The organism is Xanthobacter tagetidis, assembly GCF_003667445.1.
Lineage (GTDB): Bacteria > Pseudomonadota > Alphaproteobacteria > Rhizobiales > Xanthobacteraceae > Xanthobacter > Xanthobacter tagetidis.
In genome coordinates this window covers 48766-74313 of sequence record NZ_RCTF01000004.1, presented here as the reverse complement: position 1 = coordinate 74313, position 25548 = coordinate 48766, and the positions used below count along the sequence as shown (strand labels likewise).

Here is a 25548-nt window from a genome sequence, read left to right as displayed (position 1 = left end):
CCTGCGGCGCCGAAAAAAAGCGTGTTCAGTCGGGCCTGAGCGCATCGAGCGCGCGGGCAAATCCGGGTTCTCCGCGCCGCGCCGCGCCGGCGATGCGGCCGCCGTCGACGCGGAGGATGCGGCCCGCCACCGCCGCCTCGCGGCGCAGGTGGGTGGCGATCACGAGGGTTCGCGGGCCGGCGCGGGCACACAGGCGCGCCAGGACGTCTCGCGCGGTGGCGCCGTCGAGGCCCTCCGTGGGCTCGTCCAGCAGCCACAGCGGGGTGTCGCGCAGGAACAGCCGGGCGAGGGCGAGGCGCCGCGCCTGCCCGCCGGAAAGGCCGACGCCGGCCTCGCCGAGCCGCGTGTCGAGGCCGCGCGGCAGCGCCGCGACGAAGGCGTCCAGTCCGGCGGCCGCCAAGGCGTCGCGCAGCCGGCGATCATCGGCCTCCGGAGCGGCGAGCCGCAGATTGTCGCGCAGGCTGTCGCGGAACAGCGTGGTGCGCTGCGTGAGGAGCGTTCCGCCCACCGCCGCGAGGCGTCCCGCCGCCGGTGACATCTCGCCGGCGATGGCGGCAAGCAACGTCGACTTGCCGGCGCCGCTGGCACCGACCAGCGCGAGCCGCTCCCCGTCCGCAACGGCGAGGTCGACGGCTGCGAGCGCCGGACCGGCGGTGCCGGGATAGACGAAGGTGGCCGCCTCGAGCCGCACGGCGAGGCCGGGGGCGGGCATCGCAGGCGGCGGGGGCAGCAGCGGCGGCGCGAGCCGCGGCGCGGTGCGCCGTGCGGCGATGACGGCGCGCCCCAGCTCGCTCGCGCCCCGGCGCAGGGCGGCGAACGGCTCGAACGCCGCGAGCGCCAGCAGGAGCAGCAGCGCCGCCATCGGCGCGTCGATCGCGGCGCGCGCGCTCAGCCCGGCGCCGGCCACCAGCATCGCCGCCAGCAGCAGGGCGCCGGACACGGCGAGCGCCGCGGCAAGGCGGGTCTCGATGCGGTTGAGGGCGTCGTCGGCGGCGGCGAGCGCGCGGTCGGCCGCGGCGCAGGCCTCCCGCTGGCCGGCGAGGCGGCCCGCCATCAGCAGCTCGGTCTGGCCGCTGACGGCATCGATGACGCGTGCGCGCAGCACCTCCAGCCCATGGGCGCGCCGGCGCGCCGGCCGCCGCGCCGCCCGCACCGCCAGGGCCGGCAGGCCGAGGCCGGCGGCGAGCACGAACAGCGCGAAGGCGAGCGCGGTCGTCCCGTCGACGAGGCCGATGAGGAGGCTGGCGCCGAGTCCCACGCTCAGGGCGGCGGCGAGCGGCACCAGCACCCGCAGATAGAGCGCGTCCAGCGCGTCGATATCGAGCGTTAGGCGGAACAGCAGCCGCGCCGGCTGCCCGGCGAGGCGGCCCGCCGCCTCCGGCGCGGCCCAGCCGCGGAACAGGCGCTCGCGCAGGCGGGCGAGCACGGCGAGCGTCGCGTCGTGGGTCACGAGCCGTTCGCCATAGCGTCCCGCGGTGCGGGTCAGCGCCAGGAGGCGGATGCCGGCGGCCGGCATGAAGACGTCGAAGGCGATCGCCGCCGCCGAGAGGCCGGCGAGGGCCGAGGCGGTGATGAACCAGCCCGACAGCGCGAGCAGTCCGGCGCCGGCGAGCGCCGTCAGGGCCGCCAGCAGCGCCCCGCCGATGAGCGCGCCACGCCGCTCGGCGAGGAACAGCCGCAGGATCGCCGCGAGCGCGGCCATGCGCGGGCTCATGCCGCCGCCTCCTTCAGGCCGGGGGAGAGGCGGATGATCCGGTGGGCGCGCGCGGCGAGCGCCGGATCGTGGGTGGCGAGGATGAGGGTGCGCCCGCGCGCCAGCCGGAACAGGGCATCCGCCACCTCGCGCGCCGTCGCGCCGTCGAGGTGAGCGGTGGGCTCGTCGGCCAGGATGAGGCCGGCGTGCGGTGCCGCCGCGAGCCGCGCCACCGCGAGCCGGAGCGCCTCGCCGCCCGACAGCCCATGCCCGCCCTCGCCGATGGGAGCGGCACCCCGCGCCGCGGCGACGGCGTCGAGCCGGGCCGCGCCGAGCGCCCGGCGGGCGGCGGCGAGATCCACCTCGGGGCGGCCGAGGCGGACATTTCCGGCAAGCGTGCCGGCGAAGATGTGCGGCCGCTGCGCGATATGGGCCATGCGGGCGCGCAGCCGCGCCGCGCTCTCTTGCGTGAGCGGCTCGCCGCCGATGAGGATGCCGCCGGCGTCCGCCGCCACGAGCCCGGCGATCAGCGCGAGGAGGCTCGACTTGCCGCCCCCGCTCGGCGCCAGCAGCGCCACGTGTTCGCCCGCCGCGATGTGCAGGCTCAGGCCGTCGAATACGGCCTCGGCCTGCCCGGCATGGCGCAGGCGCACAGCCTCCAGCCGCACGGCCGGCGCTCCGGCCGGCGCCGGAGCGGCGCCCGCGTCCGACCCCTGGATCTGCGGGCCGGCCGCGCCCAGCGCCGCGAGCGCCGACAGGGCGGCCTCGCCGGCGGCGCGCTCGTGCCAGGCGGCGGCGAGCTCGCGCAGGGGCTCGAAGAAGGCCGGCGCCAGCAGCAGGATGAACAGCCCGCGCCCGAGGTCGAGCGGCTGGCCCCAATGGCCGAAATCGATCACGCCGAGCAGGCTGAAGCCCACATAGACGGCCACCATGGCGACGCCGAGCGCGGAGAACAGTTCCAGCACCGCCGAGGACAGGAAGGCGATGCGCAGCACCGCCATGGTGCGCCGGCGCAGGCTCTCCGCCTCGGCGCGCAGCCGGCAGGCGGCGGCATCCACCGCGCCGAGGGTGCGCAGCGTGGCGAGGCCGCGCAGGCGGTCGAGCAGCGCGCCGTTGAGGCTGCCCAATTCGACGAGCTGCGCCGCGCTCACCGCCTTGGCGCGCCAGCCCACCAGCGCCATGAACAGCGGGATCAGCGGCGCCGCCGCGGCGAGGATCAGCGCCGCCGTCCACGATACGGGAAGGACCGCCACCAGGATCGCCAATGGCACCACGGCCGCCCGCCAGCGCGCCGGCTGGAAGCGGGCGAGATGGGGCACCACCGCTTCCGCCTGCTCCACGACGACGCTCGCGGCCAGTCCCGAAGGCGGGCGAGCGGCATCGAGCGGCGAGCGGCGCGCCAACGCTTCGAGCGCGTTCGCCCTGAGCGCGCTCAGCCGCTGCCGCGCCATGCGGAAGGCGAGCCGGCTGCCCGCGGCATCCAGCAGCGCGCGGAGGATGCCGAACCCCGCCACGGCGGCGGCCGGCATCAGCATGTCGGCCGCGCCTTGGCCGGCGGCGATGCCGCCTACCGCGAAGGCGAGCAGGGCCGCCTGCGGCAGCCACAGCAGCGCCGCCGCGGCCTGGACCACGGCGGCGGGCCGCAGGTCCGCCATTGCCGCTTCGGGGGCTATGCGAGGGGCGCGGCGCATCTCATTCCGGCGCCCGGCGGCGGGCCGCGCCGGGATGTCCTGGGCGCAAAGGGGCCGACGCGCGCCGCAGCCGGCAGGCTGGCGGCGGCTTCGCATGCAGGACCGGGAGGGGAAGGTTCACGGCACCGACCTATCTCGCTGTTTCGAGCCGTCCTGGAGCGTGTCGGCAGACGGAACGGCACGGCCATGGCCAGCGCGCTGCTGCCGCCTCCCGCCGTCTCGCCCGTCTTTCAGGAAGGACAACCCGTGGATGCCTGTAACTCAGCAGCGGCAGGGCGCCATTGACATTGGACAAGGCGTCCGATGTGACGCCGGAACGCGTGCGGCAAATGCCCGCCGGCTGCGGATGCCGCACGCGCCGGGCCGGGCGCGGCGGCCTCAGGTCACGCGGCGCTTGGCGAGCTTGCGGGCCAGCGTGCGGCGATGCATGCCGAGCCGTCGCGCGGTCTCCGATACGTTGAAGTCGGCATCCACCAGCGTCTCGTGGATGCGCTCCCATTCCAGCGTCTTGATGGAACTGGGGCGCACGCCGAGCGGCACCTCCGGATCGCCCTCGGCACGCTGGAACGCGGCCTCGATGTCGTCGGCGTTGGAGGGCTTGGCGAGGTAGTGGCAGGCGCCGAGCTTGATCGCCTCCACGGCGGTGGCGATGCTGGCGAAGCCGGTGAGCACGACGATGCGCATGTGCGGGTCGCGGGCATGGAGCCGGCGCACGCAGTCGAGGCCGGAGGCGCCGGCGAGCTTCAGGTCCACCACCGCGCATCCGGGGTCGATGTCCTGCGTCATGAGGTCGAGCTCCTCGGCGCTGGCGCACAGCGCGACGCGGTAGCCGCGGCGCTCGAACGAGCGCTTGAGCGCACGGGCGAAGGAGGGGTCGTCCTCCACCAGCAGCAGGCGGCGCCCGGGGGGCATTTCCTCAGGCTGCATCGGCATCCTCCACCGCGAGCGCGGCGACCGGCAGGCGCAGCTCCACGCACGCCCCGCCGCCCGCGAGATTGCGGGCCGAGAGCCCGCCGCCGAGCTTGCGCAGCACGTTGGTGGAGAGGAACAGCCCCAGGCCGCGCCCCGGCTGCGGCTTGGTGGACTGATAGGGCTTGCCGATCTGCGCCAGCGCCTCGGGCGCAAACCCTGAGCCGGCGTCCCTGACGCGCACCAGGATGTCGTCGCCCTGCTGGAGCGCCTCCACGTCGACGTGCCCAGGCGAGGCCTCCAGCGCGTTGTCGAGCACGTTGAACAGCATCTGCTGCATCATGCCGTCGCAGGCGACCACGAGGTCCGGCCGCACGCCGTTGCGATAGCTGAGCTCGGCGGGGCGGCGCGCCTCGCGCCAGCGCGCGACCATCTCGTCGAGGAAGCCGGCGAGCGCGGCCCGCCGCGTCTCCTCGGGACGCGCCTCGCCGGCCGCGAGCAGGATCTGCGAGACGATCGACTTGCAGCGCGCGATCGCGGCCTGCATCTCCTCCAGGTCCTCGGCGAGTTCGCCGTCGCCGTCGATCGGCTGCAGGTGCTCCCAGTCGTTGAGGATCACCGAGAGGGTGGCGAGCGGCGTGCCCAGTTCGTGGGCCGCGCCGGTGGCCAGCAGGCCCATGCGCACGATGTGCTCCTCCTCCGCCGCGCGCTGGCGCATCTCGGCGAGGTGCGCGTCGCGCTCGCGCAGGTTGCCGGTGATGCGCGTCACGAACAGCACCACGAGGACCGCCGCCAGGAGGAAGCACAGGAACATGCCCTGGAGGTGCAGGTCGAAGAAGGTGGACGCTCCGTGGGCATGTCCCGTCGTCCCGAGGTCCAGCGGGCGGTAGAAGCGCGACAGCCAGACGAAGGCGAGGCTGGTGACGGCGACGATGGCCCACGAGGCGGCGGGCGGCAGCAGCACCGCCGCCAGAATTACCTGGAGCAAATAGAGCGAGATGAACGGATTGGTGGCGCCGCCGCTGAGATAGAGCTGGAGCGTGAGCGCCGCCACGTCGAGCAGCAGCTCGACGCACAGCTCGCTGTCGCTGACCTCCAAGCCGGAGGCCACACGGTGCAGGCTGATGAGGTTGAGCCCCACCAGGAAGACGATCACGAGACCCATCTGCTGCAACGGCAGCGCGAGGTCGAGCGCGAGGTCGGCGATGGCGATGGTCGCGACCTGGCCCGCCACCGCCAGCCACCGCAAGGTGATGAGCAGCAGCAGGTTGCGCCGGTTGGCATCGGCCTCGATCGCGCCTGCGCCCGTCACGTCGGCTGTCCCTTTCGCTTCAGCGCCGTCCCGCCATAGCCCTTAGCGCGGCGGCGCGGCGCGCGGAACGGTCACGCTGTCGCGGCCCCCGCCGCCTCCGCCGCGGACCGCGTCCATGGAGGTTGGTCCGGCCGACCTCACGGCCGCACGCTTGCCGGTGCGCCGTCGCGGGCCTGCGCGGCGCGCCTCGCCTCGTCTGCCCGGCGGATATAGTCCTTGGTCTTGGCCTCGACCTGCGCGCGGTGGGGGGCGACCGCCGCCTCGCGGTAGAGGTGACGCCCGACGCCCATCAGCGCGACCACCGCCAGCATCAGCGCGCAGGTGGTGCCGAAGCGGCGGCCGATGCTGCCGTCCGGCCCGCGGATCTCGCGGATCATCACCACGCACAGGGCGAAGGCCAGAAGGAAGCTCAGGCCGAAGGCCGCGATCACCCCGCCGATCGGCGATGCGACGTGCGGCAGCGTGAAGAACGCGATCGGACCGACGATGAACTGCGCCATGGTGGGCCAGAACGCCCAGCGATAGCCGAGCCGCACCAGCTCGGCGCGGGAGAAGCCCATCTCGGCGATCTCGGCCTCCGGCCGCCGGCGGAACAGCCACACCAGCAAGAGGCCCGTCATGGCCGGACAGGCGAGGATGAAATGGGCGTAGCGCGGCAGCACGTTGGGCAGGGCGAGCGCCGAGAAGAAGCCCTGCACGCTGCCCCATTTGTCGGGGAACAGCATGAGGTTGACGTTGGTGAGGAAGATCAGCGGGATGAACAGGAATAGCAGGCACGCCGCGGCGGCCACCGCGATGTGCAGCCACCTCACCCGCTCCATCTGGTGCCACAGATACTTGTGCACGTAGGTCAGCACGAAGGCGACGATCACCAGCGGCACGATGGCGATCCAGAACGCGCCGGTCAGCGCGTTCGCGGTGTAGAAATAGACCGTGTAGAGCGTGTTGATGGCGAGCAGCGGCCCGACGCCCAGCACCACGGCGATGCTCTTGTTGGCGGTGATGGTCGCGGCGATCTCGTAGGCGAGGCGGTCGTAGCGCTTTTCCTTCAGCCCGCGCAGCTCGTAGTAGAGCGACATCAGCGCGCCGCCCACCATCAGGTTCACGAACACGATGTGCATCAGGAAGAAGACGATGAGCACCGCCACCAGAAGCGGCTCCGGCGCCGGCATGGGCAGCGGGATGTCGTGGGGAACGGGCGTGGTCGGGCTCATCGCGCGGCGGTCTCCGAAGTGCGGGGCATGGCGGCGGCGCGGGTCGCCGGCGGCCGGCCGGTGGCGGCGGCGGCGCGCGCCTCGGGCGTGACCACGACGACACCCGCCTGCTGCGCGCCGGGCACCGGCGCGTCGTTGGTCTGGAGGTGGTGCAGGTAGGCGCCCAGCAGCTTCAGCTCGCGCCGGTTGCCGGGGAAGGGCGGCATGTAGGGCTGGGCGTCGTGCATGCTCTCGATGTAGCCGGCGGTCAGCTCCGGCTCCCACGGCCGGTCGCCGAACATGCGCTTGAGATGGGCGGTGACGGCATTGACCCCGTGCCCGGTGTGGCAGCGCGAGCAGGTGGTCATGAACACGTCCTTGCCGAGCTGGATCTCGGCGAGGCGCGCCGTGCGCTCGGCCTCGGAGAGGCCTTGCGGCAGACCGGCCTGCTCGGCGGGCGTGAGCGGGTTCGAATAGGTGGCGTAGGCCAGAACGCCGTCGCGCTGGAGGAGGGGATAGTCCTCCACCCGGAAGCCGTTGGCATACATGTAGGAGCCGATGACGTAGGGCTTGCGCACGAACTCGCGCACGCGCTCGAAATGGCCGGTCATCCAGAGGATGGCGACGAACGGCACCAGCAGCGCCACGCGCGGCAGCAGGTTCGGCCGCGCGATCGCCACCTGCACCACCACCAGGATGGCGATGACGGTGAGCGCCGCGATCTCCAGGAAGCGCTGCTGCCACTCGGCGAATGCGAGGCTCGCCAGCGCGACGCCGAAATTCTCGCGCATGGCCTCGGGCACCACCGAGAAGTACCAGAGCCCGCCGGCGAGCACCAAGGGCGCCGCCACCAGCGTCCAGACCGCGATGGCGCGCAGCGCGGTGGCGCGGAACGGGTCCTCCCGCTTCACGAAGAACGGCACCAGGAACATGGCGATCACGCCCGCCATGGCGGCTGCGAGCGGCGTGCGGAAGGCGAGCTGCGGCAGGTAGATGGGGTTGGCAAAGCCGCTCCACAGCGTCTGCTGCGACAGCCAGTTGCCGGGGTCCATCATGAAGCCCAGGATCGAGACGATGATCGCCATCGTCACCCAGGAGAAGAAGGCGAGCGCGAAGCCGAGCCGGATGTGGCGCACCTTCGCCGCGCCGGTGCTCCAGCGCTTCCAGGTGAGCGTGTAGGCGAGGATCAGCAACACCTCGGTGATGAACACCAGCCACTCGACGAACCACGCCCAGAAGAACACGCGGATCAGGCTGCCGATGGAATAGGGATTGACCAGCGACACCGACAGCCAGATGCCGACGCCGGTGAGCGCCCCCACCGTGGTGGTGATGAGGAAGCAGACGAACAGGATGCGGTAGGCGAGGCGGTCCCAGCGCGCATCGCCGCGCCTGTGGCCATACCATTCCATGGCCGCCACCAGCGGCATCATGCCGACCGCGAGGCCGTGGTTCACCAGCACGTGCAGGGTGGCAATGACGGCGATGAGGCCGCGATTGCCGAGGATGTCGAGGTGGAAGACGGGAAAGTCCATCAGGCGGCTCCCGCCGGCAGATCGCGCGCGCCGCTTTCGCCGGTCGCGAGGGCGAGCATCGCGAACTCGATGACGAACAGGCCGAGGCCGACCAGATGCGGGAAGCTGCCGGCGGGATAGGCGGCCATCAGCATCAGCGCCGCCGCCGCGAGGGCGATGGCGATGGCGCCGGGTGCCCACAGCACCACCAGGTCATAGGGATGGGCCCGGGCGCCCACCCGCATCGAGCGGCGCGCCGTCCGGCCGGCGAAGGCGAGGCCGCAGAGCACCACCGCGACGCCGCCGACGAAGCGGAACAGCTCGGTGCTGCCGATCATCGCCAGCACGCCAGCCAGAAGCAGCGCGTTGAGAACCGTGAGCCGGGAGGGCTTGCGCGCCAGCCAGGCGCCGGCGGTCGAGAGTGTTTCGGCCAGCATGATCGTCGTCCATCGTGCGGTGGTCGCAGGGCGACCTGCTTATCCGCGGGTGGTTCGACGACACGATTGGACAAACGGTCCAAGCCGGCAGGCGCGGGCGCTCAGAAGCGCCGGCGCGCGCGGCGGGGAGGTCACTCCGGCAAGGTCCGCCCGAGCTTGCGCGCCGCATCCTTGAGGTGCGGCACCAGCGTGAGCGCCTTGTCCAGGGTGAAGCGGGGCAGGGGCCCGTGGCACGCCACGGCGGCGACGACGCCGCCGCGGGCATCCTTCACCGGAACGGCGATGGCGACGAGGCCTTCCAGGAATTCCTGGGCATCCATGCTGTAGCCCTCGGCGGTGATGCGCTCCAGCTCGGCCTCCAGCGCCGGAACGCTGGTGAGGGTGTTGGGCGTGTGCGCCTTCAGGTGCAGCGTCTCGATGATGCGCCGGCGCTGCGAGGGGCGCATGGTGGCGAGGAAGAGCTTGCCGCTGGCGGTGCAGTGCATGGGCACGCGCGAGCCGACTTCGAGGTGCATGCGCAGCGGCCAGCTCGCCTCCACGCGGTCGAGATAGATCGCCTGGCTGCCGGCGCGGGTGACGAAGTTGCACGTCTCGCCGGCCACCTCCACCAGCGCCTCCAGGATGCTGCGGCGCTCGGAACTGACGGTGTTGCGCAGCATGTCGAAGCCCATGCGCAGGAAGCGCGGCCCGATGGCGAAGCGCCGGCCGTCCGGCTCGCGCATCAGGTAGTTCTCCGCCTCCAGCTTCTGGCAGAGCCGGTGCACGGTGGGCTTCGGCAGCGGCAGCCGCGCGCACAGATCGGGCACGCTCAAGGCGGTCTCGGAGCGCGCCACCTCGCTCAGGAGATCGAGCGCCCGCAGCATGGCCGAGCCGTTGTCGCGCTCGTCGAGGCGCGGCGCCGGCGCCTCCGCCGCCTCGGCCTCAAGCGGGCCGGCCTGAAGCTCATCCGTTTTGCGCGCCGCTCGTCTCTGCGCCATGTCCGCCCGTGCCGTCCGCCGTCTGAAAGGTGGCTGTCCGGCCACCCTTATCGGCTTGGGGAGGCAAGTCAAATGCCCTGGAAGAGGGTGCAGGCGCAGCATGACGTCTTCTGCGATGCACAACAAAAATCTCATTCAGTGAGCCATTAAAGCTCAAATTATGAATTGACTCGTTTCATCCTTTGGTCGCATCGTCGTGCTCGCAGAGAGGAAACTGCCAATGCAAGGCGAGGAAACCTTCGACTTCGTCGTCATCGGCGCGGGGTCGTCCGGATGCGTCCTGGCCAACCGCCTGAGCGAAGACGGCAAAAGCCGCGTGGCTCTGGTGGAGGCCGGTCCGAAAGACAGCAATCCGTGGATTCACGTGCCGATCGGCTACGGGAAGACCATGTGGAACGACCGCCTGAACTGGCGCTTCCACACCGAGCCGGAGCCCACCATGGGCGGCCGGCGCATCTACTGGCCGCGCGGGCGCGTGCTGGGCGGCTGCTCGTCGATCAACGGGCTCATCGTCGTCCGCGGCCAGAAGGAGGACTATGACGGCTGGGCGCAGAACGGCGCCGACGGCTGGTCCTACGACGACGTGCTGCCCTATTTCGTGAAGCTGGAGGACAATGCCCGCTTCGCCGGCGATCCGCTGCACGGCACCGGCGGGCCGGTCACCATCAGCTCGATCCCGCGCAAGCACGAGCTGATCGAGGTCATCAAGGCGAGCGCCAAGAAGCTCGGCGTGCCCGAGACCGAGGACTTCAATGGCGCCGCGCAGGAAGGCGTCGGCTACTACCAGCTGACCACCCGCAACGGCCTCAGGGTGAGCGCGGCGAAGGCCTATCTCTCCCCCGCCGCCGGGCGGCCGAACCTCTCCATTCTCACCGAGACCCGCGCGCGCCGTGTGGTGTTCGAGAACGGCCGCGCGGTCGGCATCGAGGTGAGCGTCGACGGCGAGGTGAAGCTGCTGAAGGCGCGCCACGGCGTGATCCTGTCGGCCGGCGCGGTGCAGTCGCCGCATCTGCTCATGCTGTCCGGCATCGGCCCGGCGGAGCACCTGCGGGCGAACGGCATCGGCGTCTACATCGACAGCCCCGGCGTGGGCGGCAACCTGCAGGATCACCTGCAACTGCGGCTGCTCTACCGCTGCAGCAAGCCCATCACCACCAATGACGCGCTGAACTCCCTCATCGGCCGCCTGCGCATGGGGCTGGAATACGCGCTGTTCCGGGGCGGGCCGCTCGCCATCGGCATCAACCAGGGCGGGCTCTTCACCCGGGTCCTGCCGGAATCGAAGACCCCCGACATCCAGTTCCACATCGGCACGCTCTCCGCCGACATGGCGGGCGGCAAGGTGCACGATTATTCCGGCTTCACCCTGTCGGTGTGCCAGCTTCGGCCGGAGAGCACCGGCGAGATCCGGCTCGGCTCGGCCGATCCGCTCGACGCGCCGAGGATCACCGCCAACTATCTCGCCACCGAGACCGACCGCCGCTGCGCGGTGGAGGGCATGAAGTTCGCCCGCCGGCTCGCCGCCACCGCGCCCTTCAGCGACTACGTCGCGGAGGAGAAGCTGCCGGGTCCCGGCATCACCGACGACGAGGGCCTGCTCGGCTTCGCCCGCGAATACGGCGCCACCATTTTCCACCCCGTCGGCACCTGCCGGATCGGCCGCGAGGACGACCGCGAGGCAGTGGTGGACCCGCGCCTTCGGGTGCGCGGCGTCGACGGCCTGTGGGTGGTGGACTGCTCCGTGATGCCGCGCCTCGTGTCCGGCAACACCAACATTCCCGCGATCATGATCGGCGAGAAGGCCGCCGACATGATTCGCGAGGACACGCTGAACAACAGCATCGGGCGAGACAACGCCCAGAACTCGATCAATGACGGGAGGACACAATGGCTGGGCAAGCGGGAGCTTCAAATCGTGAACTGAGGCGGGTGGTCGGCGCCAGCGTGATCGGCGCCACCATCGAATGGTACGACTTCTTCCTGTACGGCATCGTCGCCGGCATCGTCTTCAACAAGCTTTACTTCCCCGCCGACGATCCGGTGATCTCGATCCTGCTCGCCTACACCACGTTCGCCATCGGCTTCGTGGCGCGGCCGGTGGGCGGCCTGATCTTCGGCCATTTCGGCGACAAGCTCGGCCGCAAGAGCATGCTCATCATCACGCTGATGATCATGGGCGTTGCCACCGTGGCCATCGGCCTCCTGCCGACCTACGCCCAGATCGGCATCGCCGCGCCGATCCTGCTCCTGATCCTGCGCATCGCCCAGGGCATCGGCATCGGCGGCGAGTGGGGCGGCGCGGTTTTGATGGCGTATGAATACGCGCCCGAGGGCAAGCGCGGCTTCTTCGCCTCGATCCCGCAGATCGGCCTCGCGCTCGGCCTGTGCCTCGCCTCCGGCGTCACCGCCATCGTCTCCATGCTGCCGGAAGAGCAGTTCATGAGCTGGGGCTGGCGCGTCGGCTTCGTCGGCTCGATCGTGCTGGTCTTCGTCGGCATGTACATCCGCCTGAAGGTGCACGAGACCCCCGAGTTCGAGCAGGTGAAGGCGGCCAACAAGGCGCAGGCCATCCCGTTCGTGACGATGATCAAGGAGTATCCGCGCAACATCCTGCTCGGCATGGGCGTGCGCTACATCGACGGCGTGTTCTTCAACGTCTTCGCAGTGTTCTCCATCGTCTATCTCGCGAACTACGTGAAGGTGCCGCGCACCACGGCGCTGTGGCTGGTGACGCTCGCCGCGTTCGTGATGGTGTTCACCATCCCGATGTTCGGCAAGCTCTCCGACAAGTGGGGCCGCCCGCGGACCTACGCGATCGGGTCGCTGCTGCTGGCGCTCGTCGCGTTCCCGGCCTTCTGGCTGTTCTCGACCGGCTCGCTGCCGCTGATCGCGCTCGGCATCGTGGTGCCGTTCGGGGTGCTCTACGCCATGTGCTACGGGCCGGAGGCGGCCCTGTTCTCGGACCTGTTCGACGCGAGGGTGCGCTACACCGGCATCTCGTTCGTCTACCAGTTCTCCGGAATCTTCGCGAGCGGCATCACCCCGATCATCGCCACCTACCTGCTCGCCCGCGGCGACGGGCAGCCCTGGCAGGTCGCCGGCTACGTTGTGTTCGCGGCGCTCGTGTCGATGCTCTCCGCGATGGCCATCAAGGCACCGGCGCCCCGCCTGTCCGATGTCGCCCAGAGCTCATCGGCGGAAGCCGTGCGCCAGCCCGCGCGCTAGCGCCCGCCTGGACCGGAGGCGGCGCGACGCCGCCGCCTCCTTCTTCCCCATAGTTTCCGAGAGGATTGCTCCGTCATGAAGATGACCACCGAAGAGGCGTTCATCAAAGTCCTGCAGGCGCACGGCATCAACGAGGCGTTCGGCATCATCGGCTCGGCCATGATGCCCGTGTCCGATCTGTTCCCGAAGGCCGGCATCCGCTTCTGGGACTGCGCCCACGAGACCAATGCGGGCCTGATCTGCGACGGCTACACGCGCGCCACCGGCCGCATGGCCATGGCCATCGCGCAGAACGGCCCGGGCGTGACCGGCTTCGTCACCGCCATGAAGACCGCCTACTGGAACCACACGCCGATGCTGCTGGTGACGCCCCAGGCGGCCAACAAGACCATCGGCCAGGGCGGGTTCCAGGAAGTCTCCCAGATGGCCATGTTCGAGGACATGGTCTGCTACCAGGAAGAGGTGCGCGACCCCTCGCGCGTGGCCGAGGTGCTCAACCGCGTGATCGAGAAGGCCTGGCGCGCCAGCGCGCCGGCGCAGATCAACGTGCCGCGCGATTTCTGGACCCAGGTGATCGACATCGAGCTGCCGCAGATCGTGCGCCTGGAGCGCCCCGCGGGCGGCAGGCAGGCCATCGCCGAGGCGGCGCGGCTGCTGTCGGAGGCCAAGTTCCCGGTGGTGCTGAACGGCGCCGGCGTGGTGATCGGCAACGCCATTGGCGAGGCCATGACGCTGGCCGAGCGCCTGGAGGCTCCGGTCTGCTCGGGCTACCAGCACAACGACGCCGCGCCCGGAAACCATCCGCTCTCGGTCGGCCCGCTCGGCTACAACGGCTCGAAGGCCGCCATGGAGCTGATCGCCAAGGCCGACGTGGTGCTGGCGCTGGGCACCCGGCTCAACCCGTTCTCGACGCTGCCCGGCTACGGCATCGACTACTGGCCGAAGCAGGCCAAGATCATCCAGGTGGACATCAACCCGGACCGCATCGGCCTCACCAAGAAGATCACGGTGGGCATCTGCGGCGACGCCAAGGAGGTGGCGACCCAGCTCCTGGCGCAGCTCGGCCCCGGCGCCGGCGATGCCGGGCGCGAGGAGCGCCGCGCGCTGATCCACCAGACGCGCTCGCGCTGGCTCCAGCAGCTCGCCTCCATGGACCATGAGGACGACGATCCCGGCACCCGCTGGAACGAGGAGGCCCGCGCGCGCGACGCCAACCGCATGTCGCCGCGCCAGGCCTGGCGCGCCATCCAGTCGGCGCTGCCCAAGGACGTCATCATGTCCACGGACATCGGCAACAACTGCGCCATCGGCAACGCCTATCCGAGCTTCGAGCAGAGCCGCAAGTATCTCGCGCCCGGCATGTTCGGGCCGTGCGGCTACGCCTTCCCGGCGATCATCGGCGCGAAGATCGGCTGCCCCGACGTGCCGGTGTTCGGCTTCGCCGGCGACGGCGCGTTCGGCATCTCCATCAACGAGATGACCTCCATCGGCCGCGAGGAGTGGCCGGCGGTGACCATGGTGGTGTTCCGCAACTTCCAGTGGGGCGCCGAGAAGCGCAACACCACGCTCTGGTACGACAACAACTTCGTCGGCACCGAGCTGGACCCGAAGCTCTCCTACGCGAAGATCGCGGAGGGCTGCGGCTTCAAGGGCGTGCGGGTCGAGAACGTGGACAGCCTCAAGGACGCCATCCATACCGCGGCCGACGACCAGAAGAAGGGCATCACCACCTTCATCGAGGTGGTGCTCAACCAGGAGCTGGGCGAGCCGTTCCGCCGCGACGCCATGAAGAAGCCGGTGCCGGTGGCCGGCATCGAGCGCTCGGACATGCGCGAGCAGCTCGCGCGCTGAACCGCGACCGGGCGGGGGCGCGCACGCTTCCGCCCGGCCCGTCCCGCCCCACGGGAGGCCCGCCATGCTTGCCCTCGACCGGATCATCGACGCCGCCCGCGCCGCCCCACGCGCCATCGTGCTGCCGGAAGGCGCTGATCCGCGCATCGCCGCCGCCGCGCGGCGCGCCGTGCGGGAGGGCATCGCCCGACCTATCCTCCTCGGCCCCGCGGCCGAGGTGGTGGCGGCCCTCGGCGGGGATGCGCGGGGCATCGCCGTCGAGGATCCCGCCACGTCCCCCCGGCTCCAGGCCTATGCCGAGGCGCTCCACCTTCTGCGCCACGACAAGGGCATGGATCTTGCCGCCGCGCACCGGCGCATGCGCGAGCCGCTCGCCTTCGCCGCCATGATGGTGCGCCAGGGCGATGCCGACGGCACGGTGGGCGGCGCCGTCGCCACCACGGCCGAGACCGTGCGGGCGGCGATCCAGATCATCGGCCTCGCGCCCGAGGCCAAGCTGGTCTCCAGCTTCTTCCTGATGCTGCTGTGCGAGGACCACCACGTCCAGAAGGGCGCCTATGTGTTCGCCGATTGCGGACTGGTGATCGACCCCGATGCGGCGGAGCTGGCCGACATCGCCCGCGCCTCGGCCGCCTCCTTCACCGCCATGACCGGCGAGCGGCCCAAGGTCGCCATGCTCTCCTTCTCCACCGCCGGCAGCGCGCGGCATGCGCGCGTCGACAAGGTGGTGGAGGCGGTCAGGATCGCGCGGGCGGCGAGCCCGGACCTCATCATCGAGGGCGAGCTGCAGTTCGACGCCGCCTTCGTCGCCGCCGTGGGCGCCGCCAAGGCGCCCGGCTCGGCGATCCGGGGCGACGCCAACGTGTTCGTGTTCCCGAACCTCGACGCGGCGAATATCGGCTACAAGATCGCCCAGCGCATCGGCGGGGCGCGGGCCATCGGCCCGGTGCTCCAGGGCCTCGCGAAGCCCGCCAACGACCTCTCGCGCGGCTGCTCGGAGGAGGATGCCTTCCACATGATCGCGCTCACCTGCGCGCAGGCCTCCGCGCGCCTCGCCGCCGGCGCGGCGGGCGAGATCCGGGCCGCCGCGCTGCCGGGCGCGGCCGGCTCCGCCTGGTCGGCGGCCCCGGCCGGCCTGCCGCCGCGGGCGCCGCTCGCCGACCCGGAGGCGCGGCAGCCCCCGGCCTGAGAGACGCGCGATTGGCCGTGCAGGGCCGGTCCGGCCTTGCGCGCCTGCGGCGATCACGTTTGCGCGAAGCGGGCGCGCGGCGGACGGGGAAGGTCGGGACGGCTCAGTTTCCGAGCCCGATCAAGGGCTGGGCGGCCACGGTGGCCTCGCGCCACTGGGCGACAGCCTGGGGATCGAGGCGGGGCAGCGGCGCCGGCTTCATCATCGGCCCGGTGGTGGCCGCCGAGGCCAGAAGAGCGGTCAGGAGGATGAGCGGGAGAACCAGCTTCCTCAAGGTGTCATCGGGATACATTGCGCGTCACGCTTCTTGCCAGCCCGCCAGTCGGGGCTCCGGCACGGAGCCCGCTCGTCGCCGGTCCGGGCCGCCCTGAAGGGCAGGCGCGTCCCGGCGCTTTTGTTGCAGCGCAATGTCTATCGCAGTTCCAATCGGCCGCCAAAGCGACCAGAGGACGCTGCTGCAGCATTTGTGGCAATATAATACGTACAGTGACCGATGGGCCGCATCCTGCGCCCGACAGCGTCCGGCTCAGTCGGCCGTTGGCGGGCCCACCGCTGCCTCCTGCTCCATCACCCGCTTCATGGCGGCGATCAGGGCCGTCATGCGCGGCTGGCCCTCCTGCGCCCTGCGGTAGACGAGGCAGACGGGCGGCACTTCGGGGCGCGGCACGACGGGGCTCTCCTGGAGTCGTGCGGCCATCCCCATGCCCTCGGGTGAGTTCGCGGCCTTCCTGAAGACGGAATACGCGCGCTGGGGCGATCTCATCGGCGCGTCGGGCATCCCGCGCCAGTGAATGCGTGAGGCGGCGCGGAAGGTGCTATGGCTGGAACAGTTCCGGCGCGACCTCGGACAGCGCGCCGCGCGTTGCCGCCATGGCTCTCAGGGCGACCTCGGTCGGGTCGCCCGCCCGGCAATGGGCGTTGAACACCTCGACCGAGTAGCAGCCGGTGTAGCCGGTCGCCCGAACGCGCTGGACGAACTCCGCCATCTGCGAGAGTCCTTCGCCCGGAAACAGGCGATAGTGCCGCGCGATGTCGATGAATGGAAGGGCGCTGCGGGCGAAGTCCGACAGCTCCACCAGGAAGATCTTGCTCCCATCAATATCCGACAGTGCGGCGAGGGGCGTGTCGAGGATGAAGCTGTGAAATGAGTCCAGCAGCAGTCCGACCTGAGGATGACCGGCGGCACGCACCACCGCCCAACCATCCTCGAAGCTGCGCACATGCCGGCCCCAGGCGATGGGCTCATAGGCGATCCTGACGCCGCGCGCGGCAGCGAGGTCGCCGAGCCGGGCGAGATCGTCCGCCATCCGCGCACGGTCCGCGCTCGTCTCTTCGGACGTGTTGGACGCGACCACCAGAAGGTCCGCCCCGAGCAGCGCCATCTGGTCCATCATCTGCGTGGCAATGCCGCTTTTGCGCGCGCGCTCCTCCGGCGGCGCGCCTTCATAATTGCGCAGCGCCTGATAGGCCGAGACCTCGAGCCCGTAAGCCTTCAGCTGCGCCACGGCGGCATCCGGCCCGTCCGGATGCTCGAACAGGTCCTTGGGCCAGAACTCGGTGGCGCCGAAGCCCGCCGCGGCCATGGCGCGCAGCTTGCCATCGAGCGCGCCGCCGAAGGTGGAGGTGGTCATGCTGAGCCGCTTCAGGCGGTGAGGGTGGCTATCGCGGGTGCTCACGGCAGGATTCCTGCGCTGCGGTATTGGGCGAACAGGCGCGCGAACATCTCGCTGCTGTCGACCACCTCGTGGAAGCCGTGGCGGTGCGCCTTGACCAAGGAGGGAACCACGTCCCAGGCAAGGCCGAACACGTTGTTCTGTGCAAAGTGCCAGTCCGCCAGATGGTCCATCGGCAGGGGCCTGAGCCCGTGGCGCGCGGCGAGCCGCTCCCAGACCGGTCCCTTGTCTGCCATGTAGGCCGGAAGATTCGTGGTCCGCACCTGTCCCGGCCGCAGGCCGAAGGTCTCGGCGATCAGGGGCCACACATCGCGCCAGCGGAAGACGTCGCCATTGCCGATGTTGAAGGCGTTGTTTGCGCAGCCCTCTTCGGAGGCGGCCCACAGCATCGCGGAGGTGACGAGATTGATGTCGGCGCATCCCGTGACGGCGTCGAACGCGTCCTCGGAGCCGGGAAACCAAAGCTCCTCCCCCATCTCCTTCAGCAGGCTGGCGAAGGTTCCGAGCATGAGGACGAGGTTGCTCGGGCTGCCGGTGGCGAAGGCGCACAGGAAATGCGGGCGGATGGTGGACCAGGTCCAGCCGGAGCGCGCGCAACGGCGGATCAGGTCTTCCTGCTGGCGCAAATAGAAACTCGAATCCGCGTGCGCCGGGTCATCTTCCCGCGTGGGAATGCGCACAGGACCGACATGGGTTCCGTACCATTTCAGCCCATGCATCAGCTGCACATGGCGAAGACGCGGGGCGCCGTCGACCAGCGCGTCGAGGAGATTGGCGAGCATCTCGCCGTTCACGTCGACGTTGATTCCATAGCCTTTGGAGAGCTCGCGCGCGCAAAAGAAGACATGGGTGATGTCGGTAAAGGCGTTGGCGTGCGAGAGGCAGTGGTCGTGGGCTTTCAGGTCGAGCGACACGTGCGCTGAGCCGGACACCGTGGGCGGTCGGCGGGACAGGGTGGTCAGCTGCCACCCCGGCGTTTCTGCGACCCGTCGGCAAAGATTCTCGCCGAGCAGGCCGGAGGCGCCGACCACCAAAGCGCGCCGCGGCGCCTCCGGCTGGCTCGGCGTGGCCGGGTGAGCGGCGGTGTCCAGCCTCCCATGCGGCGCGGCAAGGGTCGAGATGTCGTTCGCCATGGCTCACGCCCCGACCGGATCGGGATCGTAGTTGGGCATCGGCCCGGCGATGGGCGGCATGTCCCAGCTGCCTGCGGTCATGCGGGCCGCGTCCGCGGAGACCGCCGCGTCGATTACCGTCGGCCCGCCGGCGCGCAGCCCCTCCGCGATCGCCGCGCCGAGGTCGGCCGGCCCTTCCGCCCGCAGTCCCTGCGCTCCCATGGCACGCGCGAGAGCGGCAAAATCGGCGCTCCTGAGGTCGCCGGTGCGCATGTTGCGGAAGCGCGTCAGGAATTCGGCCTGCGGGCCGAGGAAGCCGCGCTGGAGGTCGCGGATGGAGACGTAGCCGCAATTGTTCCACACCACCCAGACGATGGGCAGTTCGTACTCCACGGCTGTGGCGATCGCGCTCGCATGCATCAGCATGCCGCCGTCGCCGACCACCGCGACCACGGGGCGATCCGGCATGGCGAACTGGGCGCCGATGGCGCCGCCCACGCCGAAGCCCATGGTCGCCCCGCCGCCCGATTGCAGGAAGCGCCCGCCGCGCCGCATGGGCATCTGCTGGACGCACCAGGAATGGTGGGCGCCGATGTCGGAGAGGAGCACGGTATGATCCGGAACCGCGGCGGCGATCTCGGCCACGACGCGGGCCGGGTGCATGGGCGCGCGCTCCTCGCTCGCGGCCTGTCCGCGCACGTCCGCCTGCCAGCGCGCCTTCCAGAATTGGGCGCGCTCGCGCCAGGCGCGGCGGGCGGGGCTATCGGCAATGGGGCGGACCAGGGCGCGCTCACGCAACAGGCGGCAGAACAGCGCCGCGTCGGCCACCACGCCGAGGCTGGTGGGATAGTTGCGGCCCAGCGCGGCCGGGTCGCAATCCACGTGGATCAGGCGCGCCGGCGGGAAATCGTGGGTCACGCCGGCGTGCCAGCTGCTTGTGCCGCGGTCGCCGAAGCGGGTGCCGATGGCGAGCACGAGGTCCGCCTCGCGGGCGGCGCGGTTGGCGGGATAGACGCCGTCGCGCCCGGTGGGGCCGAGATGGAGCGCCTCGTCGTCGGGCAGGACGCCCTTGCCCTGAGGCGTGGTGGCGACCGACACGTCCAGCATCCGCACCAGTGCCGCGAGCTCGGCGCCGGCGCCGCCGGTGAGGCTGCCGTGGCCGGCCAGGATCAGCGGGCGCTCGGACGCCTCCAGGAGGTCGAGCGCCCGGTCAAGCGCTTCCGGCGGCGGCGCCGAGCGCACGTCGACGCCGCCGCGCCAGGCCTGCATGTCAGGCGTGGCGGCGGGCGCGGTCTCCAGGAACACGTTGAACGGCACGTCGAGATGCACCGGTCCTGGCCGTCCCGCCAGCATGGTCCCGAAGGCGTGGCGCATCATGGAGGGCAGCATGTCAGGCCGCGTCGCCTGATAGCTGCGCTTCACGTAAGGGCGCATGGCCGAGACGAAATCCGCCTGGTGGTGGTGACCGAACTCCTGGAACGGTCCCTTGTTGAACTGCTGGGTGGGGATGTTGCCGGTGATGGCGAGCACGGCGGAGGAATCGAACATGGCGTTGGCGATCGCCATCTGGATGTTCACCGAACCCGGACCGCACGAGGTGAAGGTGGCGCCGGGGCGGCCGGTGAGCCGGTAATAGGCGTCCGCCGCGAAGCCTGCGATCTGCTCGTTGTGCACGGTGATGGTGGCGATGCGGTCGGACCGCGTCCGGGCCGCCTCCATCAGGCCGACGATGCCGTGGCCGCAGAGGCCGAAAAGGTAGGGCACCTGCTCAGCGATGAGGTGCTCGACGATGATCTCGGCACCGTTGCGCTCTGCCAGATTGAGGTCAGCCATGGACCCACTCCTCGGATGTGTCTTGATCGGACGATGACGAAAGTTCGACCGCGTGCGCCGCCAGCGCTTCGAGCGAGAAGAACACCTCGGCGCCGGCGGCTTCCAGGTGCTTGCGCTTGGACTGCAGGGTCCCGGCCGCGCCGAAGGTGAGGGCGCCGGCATGGCCCATCGCGACGCCCTGCTTGCTCTCGCGGCCGGCGAGCAGCGCCAGCACCGGCTTCGGGAAGCTTTGGCGGATGAGGGCGTCGGCGAACTCCTCCTCTTCGGTGCCGCCGACCTCGCCCACGAGCAGGATGCCGCGAGTGGCGGGATCCGCAGCCAGCGGCGCCACGAGGTCGGCGAAGCGCACGCCCTTCACCACCTCGCCGCCGACGCCGATCCAGATGCTCTGGCCGAGGCCCCGCGCGGCGAGCCGGTAACCCACTTCATAGGAGAGCGTCCCGCTCTTGGTGAGCATCGCCCAGTCGCCGGGGTGAAGCGAGATGTCCGGCAGGAAGCCGAGCTTGGCTTTTCCCGGCCGCGCCATTCCGGGGGTCGAGGGACCGATCCAAACGGCGTCATTCTCATCGGCGATGGCCTTCAGCTTGAGGGCGTCGTGCACCGGTACGCCCTCGGCGATGGTCACCACCACGCCGATACCCGCGGCAATCGCCTCGCTGGCGGCGTCGAGCACATCTTCTGGCGGCACCATGACCACCGAGGCGCGGGCGCCGGTGGCGGCCACCGCTTCGCCGCAGGTGGCGAAGACAGGCACCGGCATCTCGTCGATGCTGCCGGCGCGGGCCGAGGTTCCGCCGACGATGCGGGTGCCGTAGGCGCGCATGAGCGCAGCGTGGCGGCGACCCATGCGGCCGGTGATGCCTTGGATGATGACCGGGGTCGACCGGTCGATGGCGAACAGATCGGAAATCATTGACGGGAGACCGCAATTACGTGCTGGAGGGCCTGGTCGAGATCGGCATAGGTGGCGAGGTCCGGCCGCACGGCCGCGAGATGCGCGCGCGCGGCGGCCTCGCCGGGGCCGATCAGCCGTGCGACGACGGGAATGTCGGGTCGCGGAAACCGCGCCAGGGCCTCCGTGAGCAGGCGGGCGAACTCGGAAAGGTCGGTGATGCCGGCAAAGATGTTGACGAACAGCACCTTGAGGCCCGGCTTGGCGGCGAGCCAGTCGAGCACCCGGATCAGGCGGTCGGGCCGTCCGCGCATCTGCCCCGTGCGCAGGTCGCAGAAGTTCAAGGGCCGCCCGCCCCGCGCCGTCAACTCGTCGATCAGCATCATCGAAAGGCCAGCGCCTGTGGTGACGAGGCCGATGTCGCCATCGGGATCGAGATCGATGAAGTCGAAACCCTCGTTCATCTTGCGCCACACGTCGGCATAGACTTCGGGGCGTGCCTCGACGAAACGCCGGATCTCGCTCTGCCGCGAAATGGCGTTCGCGTCTACGACCACCTTGGCATCGCCGGCGACAGCGCGCCCGACGTCCAGAAACAGGGGGTTGATCTCCGCGAGCAGCAGCTCGCGCGCGAAGAACAGCTCGGCCAGAGCCGGCGCCACCATGCGCAGGGCGGCCGCGCTCTGCGGCCCGAGTCGCGTGGCGAGGCGCTCGATCCCGACGCCAACGGCCTCGGGATCGGCCACGCAGACCTCGCAGAGCAGCGCTCCGTCGTTGCGCGCCGCGGCCTCCACGTCCACGCCGCCCTGGTCGCTGAAGGACAGCCGCGCCGCTCCCGCGGCGGGATCCACCATCAAGGAGAGATAGGCCTCCGTGCCGCGCGCTGCCTGTTCCACGAGGCAGGCGTGCACCCGGTGGCCCAGGAGCGGCCGGCCGAGCAGGCGTTCGAGCGCCTGGTCGACCGCCTCCTCGGTGGCGCAGAAGACCACGCCCCCAGCCTTGCCACGCCCCCCTGCCGGCACTTGGGCCTTCACGAGCCAAGGACCGCCGCCGGGAAGGGCGGGGCGCTCCCGGCCGGTGACGACGATGCCCTCGGGAACGGGAATGCCGCCGGCCTCGAACAAGGCCTTGCCGTCGCATTCGATCAGCAACATGTCCTGGTCCTCAATGATTGATGACGACGAAGCGCTCTTCCGTCATGTCGCGGATGGCGTAGCGCGGGCCCTCGCGACCGGAGCCGCTGTCCTTGACCCCGCCGTAGGGCGCCTGGTCCGATCGCCAGGTGGAGGTGCCGTTCAGGATCACTCCGCCAACCCTGAGCGCGCGCGCCAGCGACATGCCCACGGCGAGCGAGCCGGTGAAGACGCCCGCCTGGAGCCCGTAGCGCCCCCGGTTGATCCACGAGACCGGCTCGGCGAGGTCGTCATAGGCGATGAGATTCACCACCGGGCCGAAAACCTCCTCGTCGAAGGTGGGGCCTCCTTCCGCGTCGAGCCGCAGCACCGTCGGCTCGACCAGCGCTCCGGTGCGTCCGCCGCCGCGCAGGACCTCGGCTCCGGCCTTCACCGCTGCCTCGATCCGCCGCGCGATGGCCTCGGCCGCCGACACGGAGATCACGGGACCGACGTCGGTCGCCTCGTCGAGGGGATTTCCGACCTTCAGCCGATCCACCTGCGCGAGCACCATCGCCGTGAAGCGATCGAACATCGGCCGCGCGACGCACACGTTCTGCACCGAGATGCAGCTCTGGCCGGCGAGGCGCATGGCATTCGACGCGCACAGGCCGGCCGCGACTTCGAGGTCCGCATCGGCGTGGACGATGGTGAAGCCGTTGCCGCCCAGCTCCAGCACCACCGGCTTCAGCGGCACGGCGGCGCGGATGCGCGCGCCGACAGCGGTCGAGCCGGTGAACGAGACGGCGTCGATGCCAGACGCCTCCACCAGAAGGCGACCGGCGGCGTCGCCATAGATGCTGTTCAGCCAGCCATCCGGAAGCCCGGCCTCGCACAACGCTTCCACCAGTGCCGCGACCGTTGCGGACGCCTGCGGAGCGGGCTTGAGCACCACCGCATTGCCGGCCGCAAGGGCCGGTCCCACCTTGTGGCAGACGAGGTTGAGGGGGGCGTTGTAGGGCGTGATGGCTGCGATCACCCCGAGCGGGAAGCGCAACACCAGGCCGAGCTTGCCTGCGCCGATGTCGGTCGCGTCCATGGGGATGTGGGCGCCTTCGATGCGCACCGCCTCCTCGGCGCATAATTCCAGCGTCTCCGGGCAGCGTGCCACCTCGCGCCGGGCATCGCGGATCGGCTTGCCGGTCTCCAGGGCCATGGTTAGGGCAAGGCTCTCGGCGCGGGTCCTGACGGATTCTGCGGCGCGCCGCAGAAGCGCGGCCCGCGCGCGGGCGGGCGTCGCCGCCACCTTTTGCGCGGCGGCCCGCGCGGCCTTGACTGCGGCCGCGACCTCGCGCGGACCCGCCTGCGCCACCTCGGCGAATGGGGTCTGCCGATAGGGGTCGACGGTTTCAAACACGCCTTCACCCTCGGTAGGACGACCGCCGATCATGGCGCTCACCCGCCGAACGCTCCCGTGAGGAACCGGATTTGGCACTGCGGCGTGCGGCATGGGATCACTCCGCCGGCATGGCGAAGCCCGCCGTCTCGGCCGGGCTGGGCATGCGCTGGCTGGGCGCACTGTAGTTCAGCAGATCATCGCCGAAGGTGGTCGCCTCCATGATCCTTTTGCCGATCAGGTCGCGGAGCGTCTCCGAGGTGCCCCCGCCGAGCGAGCCGTAGCGTGCGCCGCGATAGAAGCGGGAGACCGCATATTCGTCGGTGAAGCCGACGCCGCCGTGCAGCTGGATCGCCTCGCTGGTGACGCGCACCGACATCTCGTTGCAGGTGATCTTTGCCACCGCCGACAGGAAGGGATCGGGGAACGGATTGGCGCTGGCGCAGGCGCGGTAGAGCATAGCGCGGCTGGTCTCGATCTCGCGGTACATGTCGGCAAGCTTCCAGCGCACGCCCTGGAAGTCGCCCACCGCCTTGCCGAACACCGTACGGTCGCGCACGTAGCGGCAGGCCTCCTCGAAGGCCCCCTCGGCGAGCCCGAGCGAGATGGAGGGGTTGAGGCAGCGCTGGGTGTTGAAAGCGGACAGGAGCTTGCGGAAGCCGTCCTCGCGGATGGCGAGGTTCTCGATCGGGAGTTCGCAATCGTTGAACTGCACCTCGTGGAGGTTCTCTCCGCCCATGGTGTGGAAGGTGCCGGTGACCTCGAAGCCGGGCGTTCCGGGCTCCACCAGGACGCAGCCGATGCCCTCGCGGCCGGGCCGTCCGTCGATGCGGGTGAAGACCACGAACATTCCCGCTTCCGGCGCGCGGCTGATCAACGTCTTCACACCGTTGAGCACCACCTTGTCGCCGACCACGCGCGCGTTGGTGCGGTAGTTGGCGACGTCGGTCCCGGCATGGGGCTCGGTCATGCAGATGGCGAGGATGCACTCGCCGGTCACCACCTTCGGCAGGATGCGCTCCCGGATGGACTTCGGAGCGTAGTGGGCGATCACCCGCGTCTGAACGCCCGCCTCCCCGAGCGCCGCCATGGCCGTGACGTAGCAGCCCTTGGCGATCTCTTCGAGCACGAGGGCGCTGTCGAACACCGAGAGGCCGAGACCGCCATATTCCTGCGGGACGGACATGCCCAGCACGCCGATCTCGGCGAGCTTGCGGATGTTCTCCCAGGGGAAGGTGCCGTCCATGTATCGCTGCGCATTCGGCCTGAACTCCGACTGGACGAGGTCCCGGACCGTTGAGACCATCTGCCTTTGTTCGTCACTGAGGTTCGGATGCATGTGGGGGTCCTTGTGCGCCTGGGCGTTCGGCTCTGTGGCCCGTCGGAGTGGCCCATCGGATGGATCGGGGCGGCCCTGCGGGGGATAGGGCGATGCCGCCAGTCCCATTCCAGCAGGGGAACTCAGCCGGAGATTGGGATCGGCATGATAAAAATGCTTCGTATCCGGATGGGCTTGTTGCCTGGGTTTTTATCTTTGAG

21 protein-coding genes are annotated in these 25548 nt (G+C 70.6%); 4 read left to right on the top strand and 17 right to left on the bottom strand.

Features of this window, described 5'->3' with window-relative positions; all coding sequences use genetic code 11:
- Positions 1-25: 25 nt before the first annotated feature.
- From cydC to D9R14_RS06385, 8 genes are all read right to left on the bottom strand, one after another.
- Complete coding sequence (gene cydC / locus D9R14_RS06420) at positions 26-1714, bottom strand: thiol reductant ABC exporter subunit CydC (RefSeq protein ID WP_121622492.1); 1689 nt, start codon at positions 1712-1714, stop codon at positions 26-28.
- A complete protein-coding gene (gene cydD / locus D9R14_RS06415) occupies positions 1711-3384 on the bottom strand; it encodes a thiol reductant ABC exporter subunit CydD (RefSeq protein WP_121622491.1) in 1674 nt (557 codons plus the stop codon). The genes cydC and cydD overlap by 4 nt, the downstream gene beginning before the upstream one ends.
- 378 nt (positions 3385-3762) lie before the next feature.
- Positions 3763-4296: a response regulator transcription factor gene (locus tag D9R14_RS06410; RefSeq protein WP_121622672.1), complete on the bottom strand. Its 534-nt coding sequence runs from the start codon at positions 4294-4296 to the stop codon at positions 3763-3765.
- A 4-nt stretch (positions 4297-4300) separates the two neighbouring features.
- Positions 4301-5605, bottom strand: coding sequence for an ATP-binding protein (locus D9R14_RS06405; protein ID WP_245420600.1), 1305 nt, complete (start codon positions 5603-5605; stop codon positions 4301-4303).
- Positions 5606-5742: 137 nt separating this feature from the next.
- Positions 5743-6819, bottom strand: a complete 1077-nt coding sequence (locus tag D9R14_RS06400) for a cytochrome C (RefSeq protein WP_121622490.1) — start codon at positions 6817-6819, stop codon at positions 5743-5745.
- Positions 6816-8333 (bottom strand): c-type cytochrome, encoded by a 1518-nt coding sequence (locus D9R14_RS06395; RefSeq protein WP_121622489.1) that lies wholly within the window; start codon positions 8331-8333, stop codon positions 6816-6818. The genes D9R14_RS06400 and D9R14_RS06395 overlap by 4 nt, the downstream gene beginning before the upstream one ends.
- Positions 8333-8749 (bottom strand): hypothetical protein, encoded by a 417-nt coding sequence (locus D9R14_RS06390; protein ID WP_121622488.1) that lies wholly within the window; start codon positions 8747-8749, stop codon positions 8333-8335. The genes D9R14_RS06395 and D9R14_RS06390 overlap by 1 nt, the downstream gene beginning before the upstream one ends.
- A 131-nt stretch (positions 8750-8880) precedes the next feature.
- On the bottom strand, positions 8881-9726 hold the full coding sequence (locus tag D9R14_RS06385; protein WP_121622487.1) for an IclR family transcriptional regulator: 846 nt from the start codon (positions 9724-9726) through the stop codon (positions 8881-8883).
- 220 nt (positions 9727-9946) lie between these two features.
- Here D9R14_RS06385 and D9R14_RS06380 point away from each other — a divergent pair, with 220 nt between their 5' ends.
- The 4 genes from D9R14_RS06380 (at position 9947) to pta (ending at position 15991) form a co-directional block, all read left to right on the top strand.
- Positions 9947-11650: a GMC family oxidoreductase gene (locus tag D9R14_RS06380; RefSeq protein ID WP_121622486.1), complete on the top strand. Its 1704-nt coding sequence runs from the start codon at positions 9947-9949 to the stop codon at positions 11648-11650.
- Positions 11614-12951, top strand: a complete 1338-nt coding sequence (locus tag D9R14_RS06375; RefSeq protein ID WP_121622485.1) for an MFS transporter — start codon at positions 11614-11616, stop codon at positions 12949-12951. The genes D9R14_RS06380 and D9R14_RS06375 overlap by 37 nt, the downstream gene beginning before the upstream one ends.
- Positions 12952-13026: 75 nt before the next feature.
- The gene (xsc, locus tag D9R14_RS06370) at positions 13027-14802 is read left to right on the top strand and encodes a sulfoacetaldehyde acetyltransferase (protein WP_121622484.1); all 1776 of its coding nucleotides are present in this window, start codon (positions 13027-13029) and stop codon (positions 14800-14802) included.
- A gap of 64 nt (positions 14803-14866) precedes the next feature.
- Positions 14867-15991, top strand: a complete 1125-nt coding sequence (gene pta / locus D9R14_RS06365; RefSeq protein WP_121622483.1) for a phosphate acetyltransferase — start codon at positions 14867-14869, stop codon at positions 15989-15991.
- 103 nt (positions 15992-16094) lie between these two features.
- Here the strand turns inward: pta and D9R14_RS06360 are convergent, their stop codons facing one another.
- The 9 genes from D9R14_RS06360 to D9R14_RS06325 form a co-directional block, all read right to left on the bottom strand.
- On the bottom strand, positions 16095-16283 hold the full coding sequence (locus tag D9R14_RS06360; protein WP_121622482.1) for a hypothetical protein: 189 nt from the start codon (positions 16281-16283) through the stop codon (positions 16095-16097).
- Between the two features lie 234 nt (positions 16284-16517).
- Positions 16518-16688, bottom strand: a complete 171-nt coding sequence (locus D9R14_RS23060; protein ID WP_170168529.1) for a hypothetical protein — start codon at positions 16686-16688, stop codon at positions 16518-16520.
- 118 nt (positions 16689-16806) lie between these two features.
- The gene (locus D9R14_RS06355; RefSeq protein ID WP_170168528.1) at positions 16807-17667 is read right to left on the bottom strand and encodes a sugar phosphate isomerase/epimerase family protein; all 861 of its coding nucleotides are present in this window, start codon (positions 17665-17667) and stop codon (positions 16807-16809) included.
- Positions 17664-18797 carry an SDR family oxidoreductase gene (locus D9R14_RS23055; protein ID WP_170168527.1) on the bottom strand — a complete coding sequence of 378 codons (1134 nt, stop codon included), beginning with the start codon at positions 18795-18797 and terminating at the stop codon, positions 17664-17666. The genes D9R14_RS06355 and D9R14_RS23055 overlap by 4 nt, the downstream gene beginning before the upstream one ends.
- Positions 18798-18800: 3 nt before the next feature.
- Positions 18801-20609 (bottom strand): thiamine pyrophosphate-binding protein, encoded by a 1809-nt coding sequence (locus D9R14_RS06345; RefSeq protein ID WP_170168526.1) that lies wholly within the window; start codon positions 20607-20609, stop codon positions 18801-18803.
- Entirely contained in the window at positions 20602-21522 is a 921-nt protein-coding gene (locus tag D9R14_RS06340; protein WP_121622478.1) for a succinate--CoA ligase subunit alpha, read from the bottom strand. Before D9R14_RS06340 ends, D9R14_RS06345 begins: the two co-directional genes overlap by 8 nt.
- Entirely contained in the window at positions 21519-22655 is a 1137-nt protein-coding gene (locus tag D9R14_RS06335) for an ATP-grasp domain-containing protein (RefSeq protein ID WP_121622477.1), read from the bottom strand. Before D9R14_RS06335 ends, D9R14_RS06340 begins: the two co-directional genes overlap by 4 nt.
- Before the next feature lie 10 nt (positions 22656-22665).
- Positions 22666-24030, bottom strand: a complete 1365-nt coding sequence (locus D9R14_RS06330) for an aldehyde dehydrogenase family protein (protein WP_210210820.1) — start codon at positions 24028-24030, stop codon at positions 22666-22668.
- 97 nt (positions 24031-24127) lie between these two features.
- Complete coding sequence (locus tag D9R14_RS06325; RefSeq protein ID WP_121622475.1) at positions 24128-25348, bottom strand: acyl-CoA dehydrogenase family protein; 1221 nt, start codon at positions 25346-25348, stop codon at positions 24128-24130.
- Positions 25349-25548: the final 200 nt, after the last annotated feature.

Bases quoted from the DNA above. Each gene is read 5' to 3' on its own strand.
- cydC (WP_121622492.1), bottom strand. From the start codon at position 1,714: ATGAGCCCGCGCATGGCCGCGCTCGCGGCGATCCTGCGGCTGTTCCTC.
- cydD (WP_121622491.1), bottom strand. From the start codon at position 3,384: ATGCGCCGCGCCCCTCGCATAGCCCCCGAAGCGGCAATGGCGGACCTG.
- D9R14_RS06410 (WP_121622672.1), bottom strand. From the start codon at position 4,296: ATGCCCCCCGGGCGCCGCCTGCTGCTGGTGGAGGACGACCCCTCCTTC.
- D9R14_RS06400 (WP_121622490.1), bottom strand. From the start codon at position 6,819: ATGAGCCCGACCACGCCCGTTCCCCACGACATCCCGCTGCCCATGCCG.
- D9R14_RS06395 (WP_121622489.1), bottom strand. From the start codon at position 8,333: ATGGACTTTCCCGTCTTCCACCTCGACATCCTCGGCAATCGCGGCCTC.
- D9R14_RS06390 (WP_121622488.1), bottom strand. From the start codon at position 8,749: ATGCTGGCCGAAACACTCTCGACCGCCGGCGCCTGGCTGGCGCGCAAG.
- D9R14_RS06385 (WP_121622487.1), bottom strand. From the start codon at position 9,726: ATGGCGCAGAGACGAGCGGCGCGCAAAACGGATGAGCTTCAGGCCGGC.
- D9R14_RS06380 (WP_121622486.1), top strand. From the start codon at position 9,947: ATGCAAGGCGAGGAAACCTTCGACTTCGTCGTCATCGGCGCGGGGTCG.
- D9R14_RS06375 (WP_121622485.1), top strand. From the start codon at position 11,614: ATGGCTGGGCAAGCGGGAGCTTCAAATCGTGAACTGAGGCGGGTGGTC.
- xsc (WP_121622484.1), top strand. From the start codon at position 13,027: ATGAAGATGACCACCGAAGAGGCGTTCATCAAAGTCCTGCAGGCGCAC.
- pta (WP_121622483.1), top strand. From the start codon at position 14,867: ATGCTTGCCCTCGACCGGATCATCGACGCCGCCCGCGCCGCCCCACGC.
- D9R14_RS06360 (WP_121622482.1), bottom strand. From the start codon at position 16,283: ATGTATCCCGATGACACCTTGAGGAAGCTGGTTCTCCCGCTCATCCTC.
- D9R14_RS23060 (WP_170168529.1), bottom strand. From the start codon at position 16,688: ATGGCCGCACGACTCCAGGAGAGCCCCGTCGTGCCGCGCCCCGAAGTG.
- D9R14_RS23055 (WP_170168527.1), bottom strand. From the start codon at position 18,797: ATGGCGAACGACATCTCGACCCTTGCCGCGCCGCATGGGAGGCTGGAC.
- D9R14_RS06345 (WP_170168526.1), bottom strand. From the start codon at position 20,609: ATGGCTGACCTCAATCTGGCAGAGCGCAACGGTGCCGAGATCATCGTC.
- D9R14_RS06340 (WP_121622478.1), bottom strand. From the start codon at position 21,522: ATGATTTCCGATCTGTTCGCCATCGACCGGTCGACCCCGGTCATCATC.
- D9R14_RS06335 (WP_121622477.1), bottom strand. From the start codon at position 22,655: ATGTTGCTGATCGAATGCGACGGCAAGGCCTTGTTCGAGGCCGGCGGC.
- D9R14_RS06325 (WP_121622475.1), bottom strand. From the start codon at position 25,348: ATGCATCCGAACCTCAGTGACGAACAAAGGCAGATGGTCTCAACGGTC.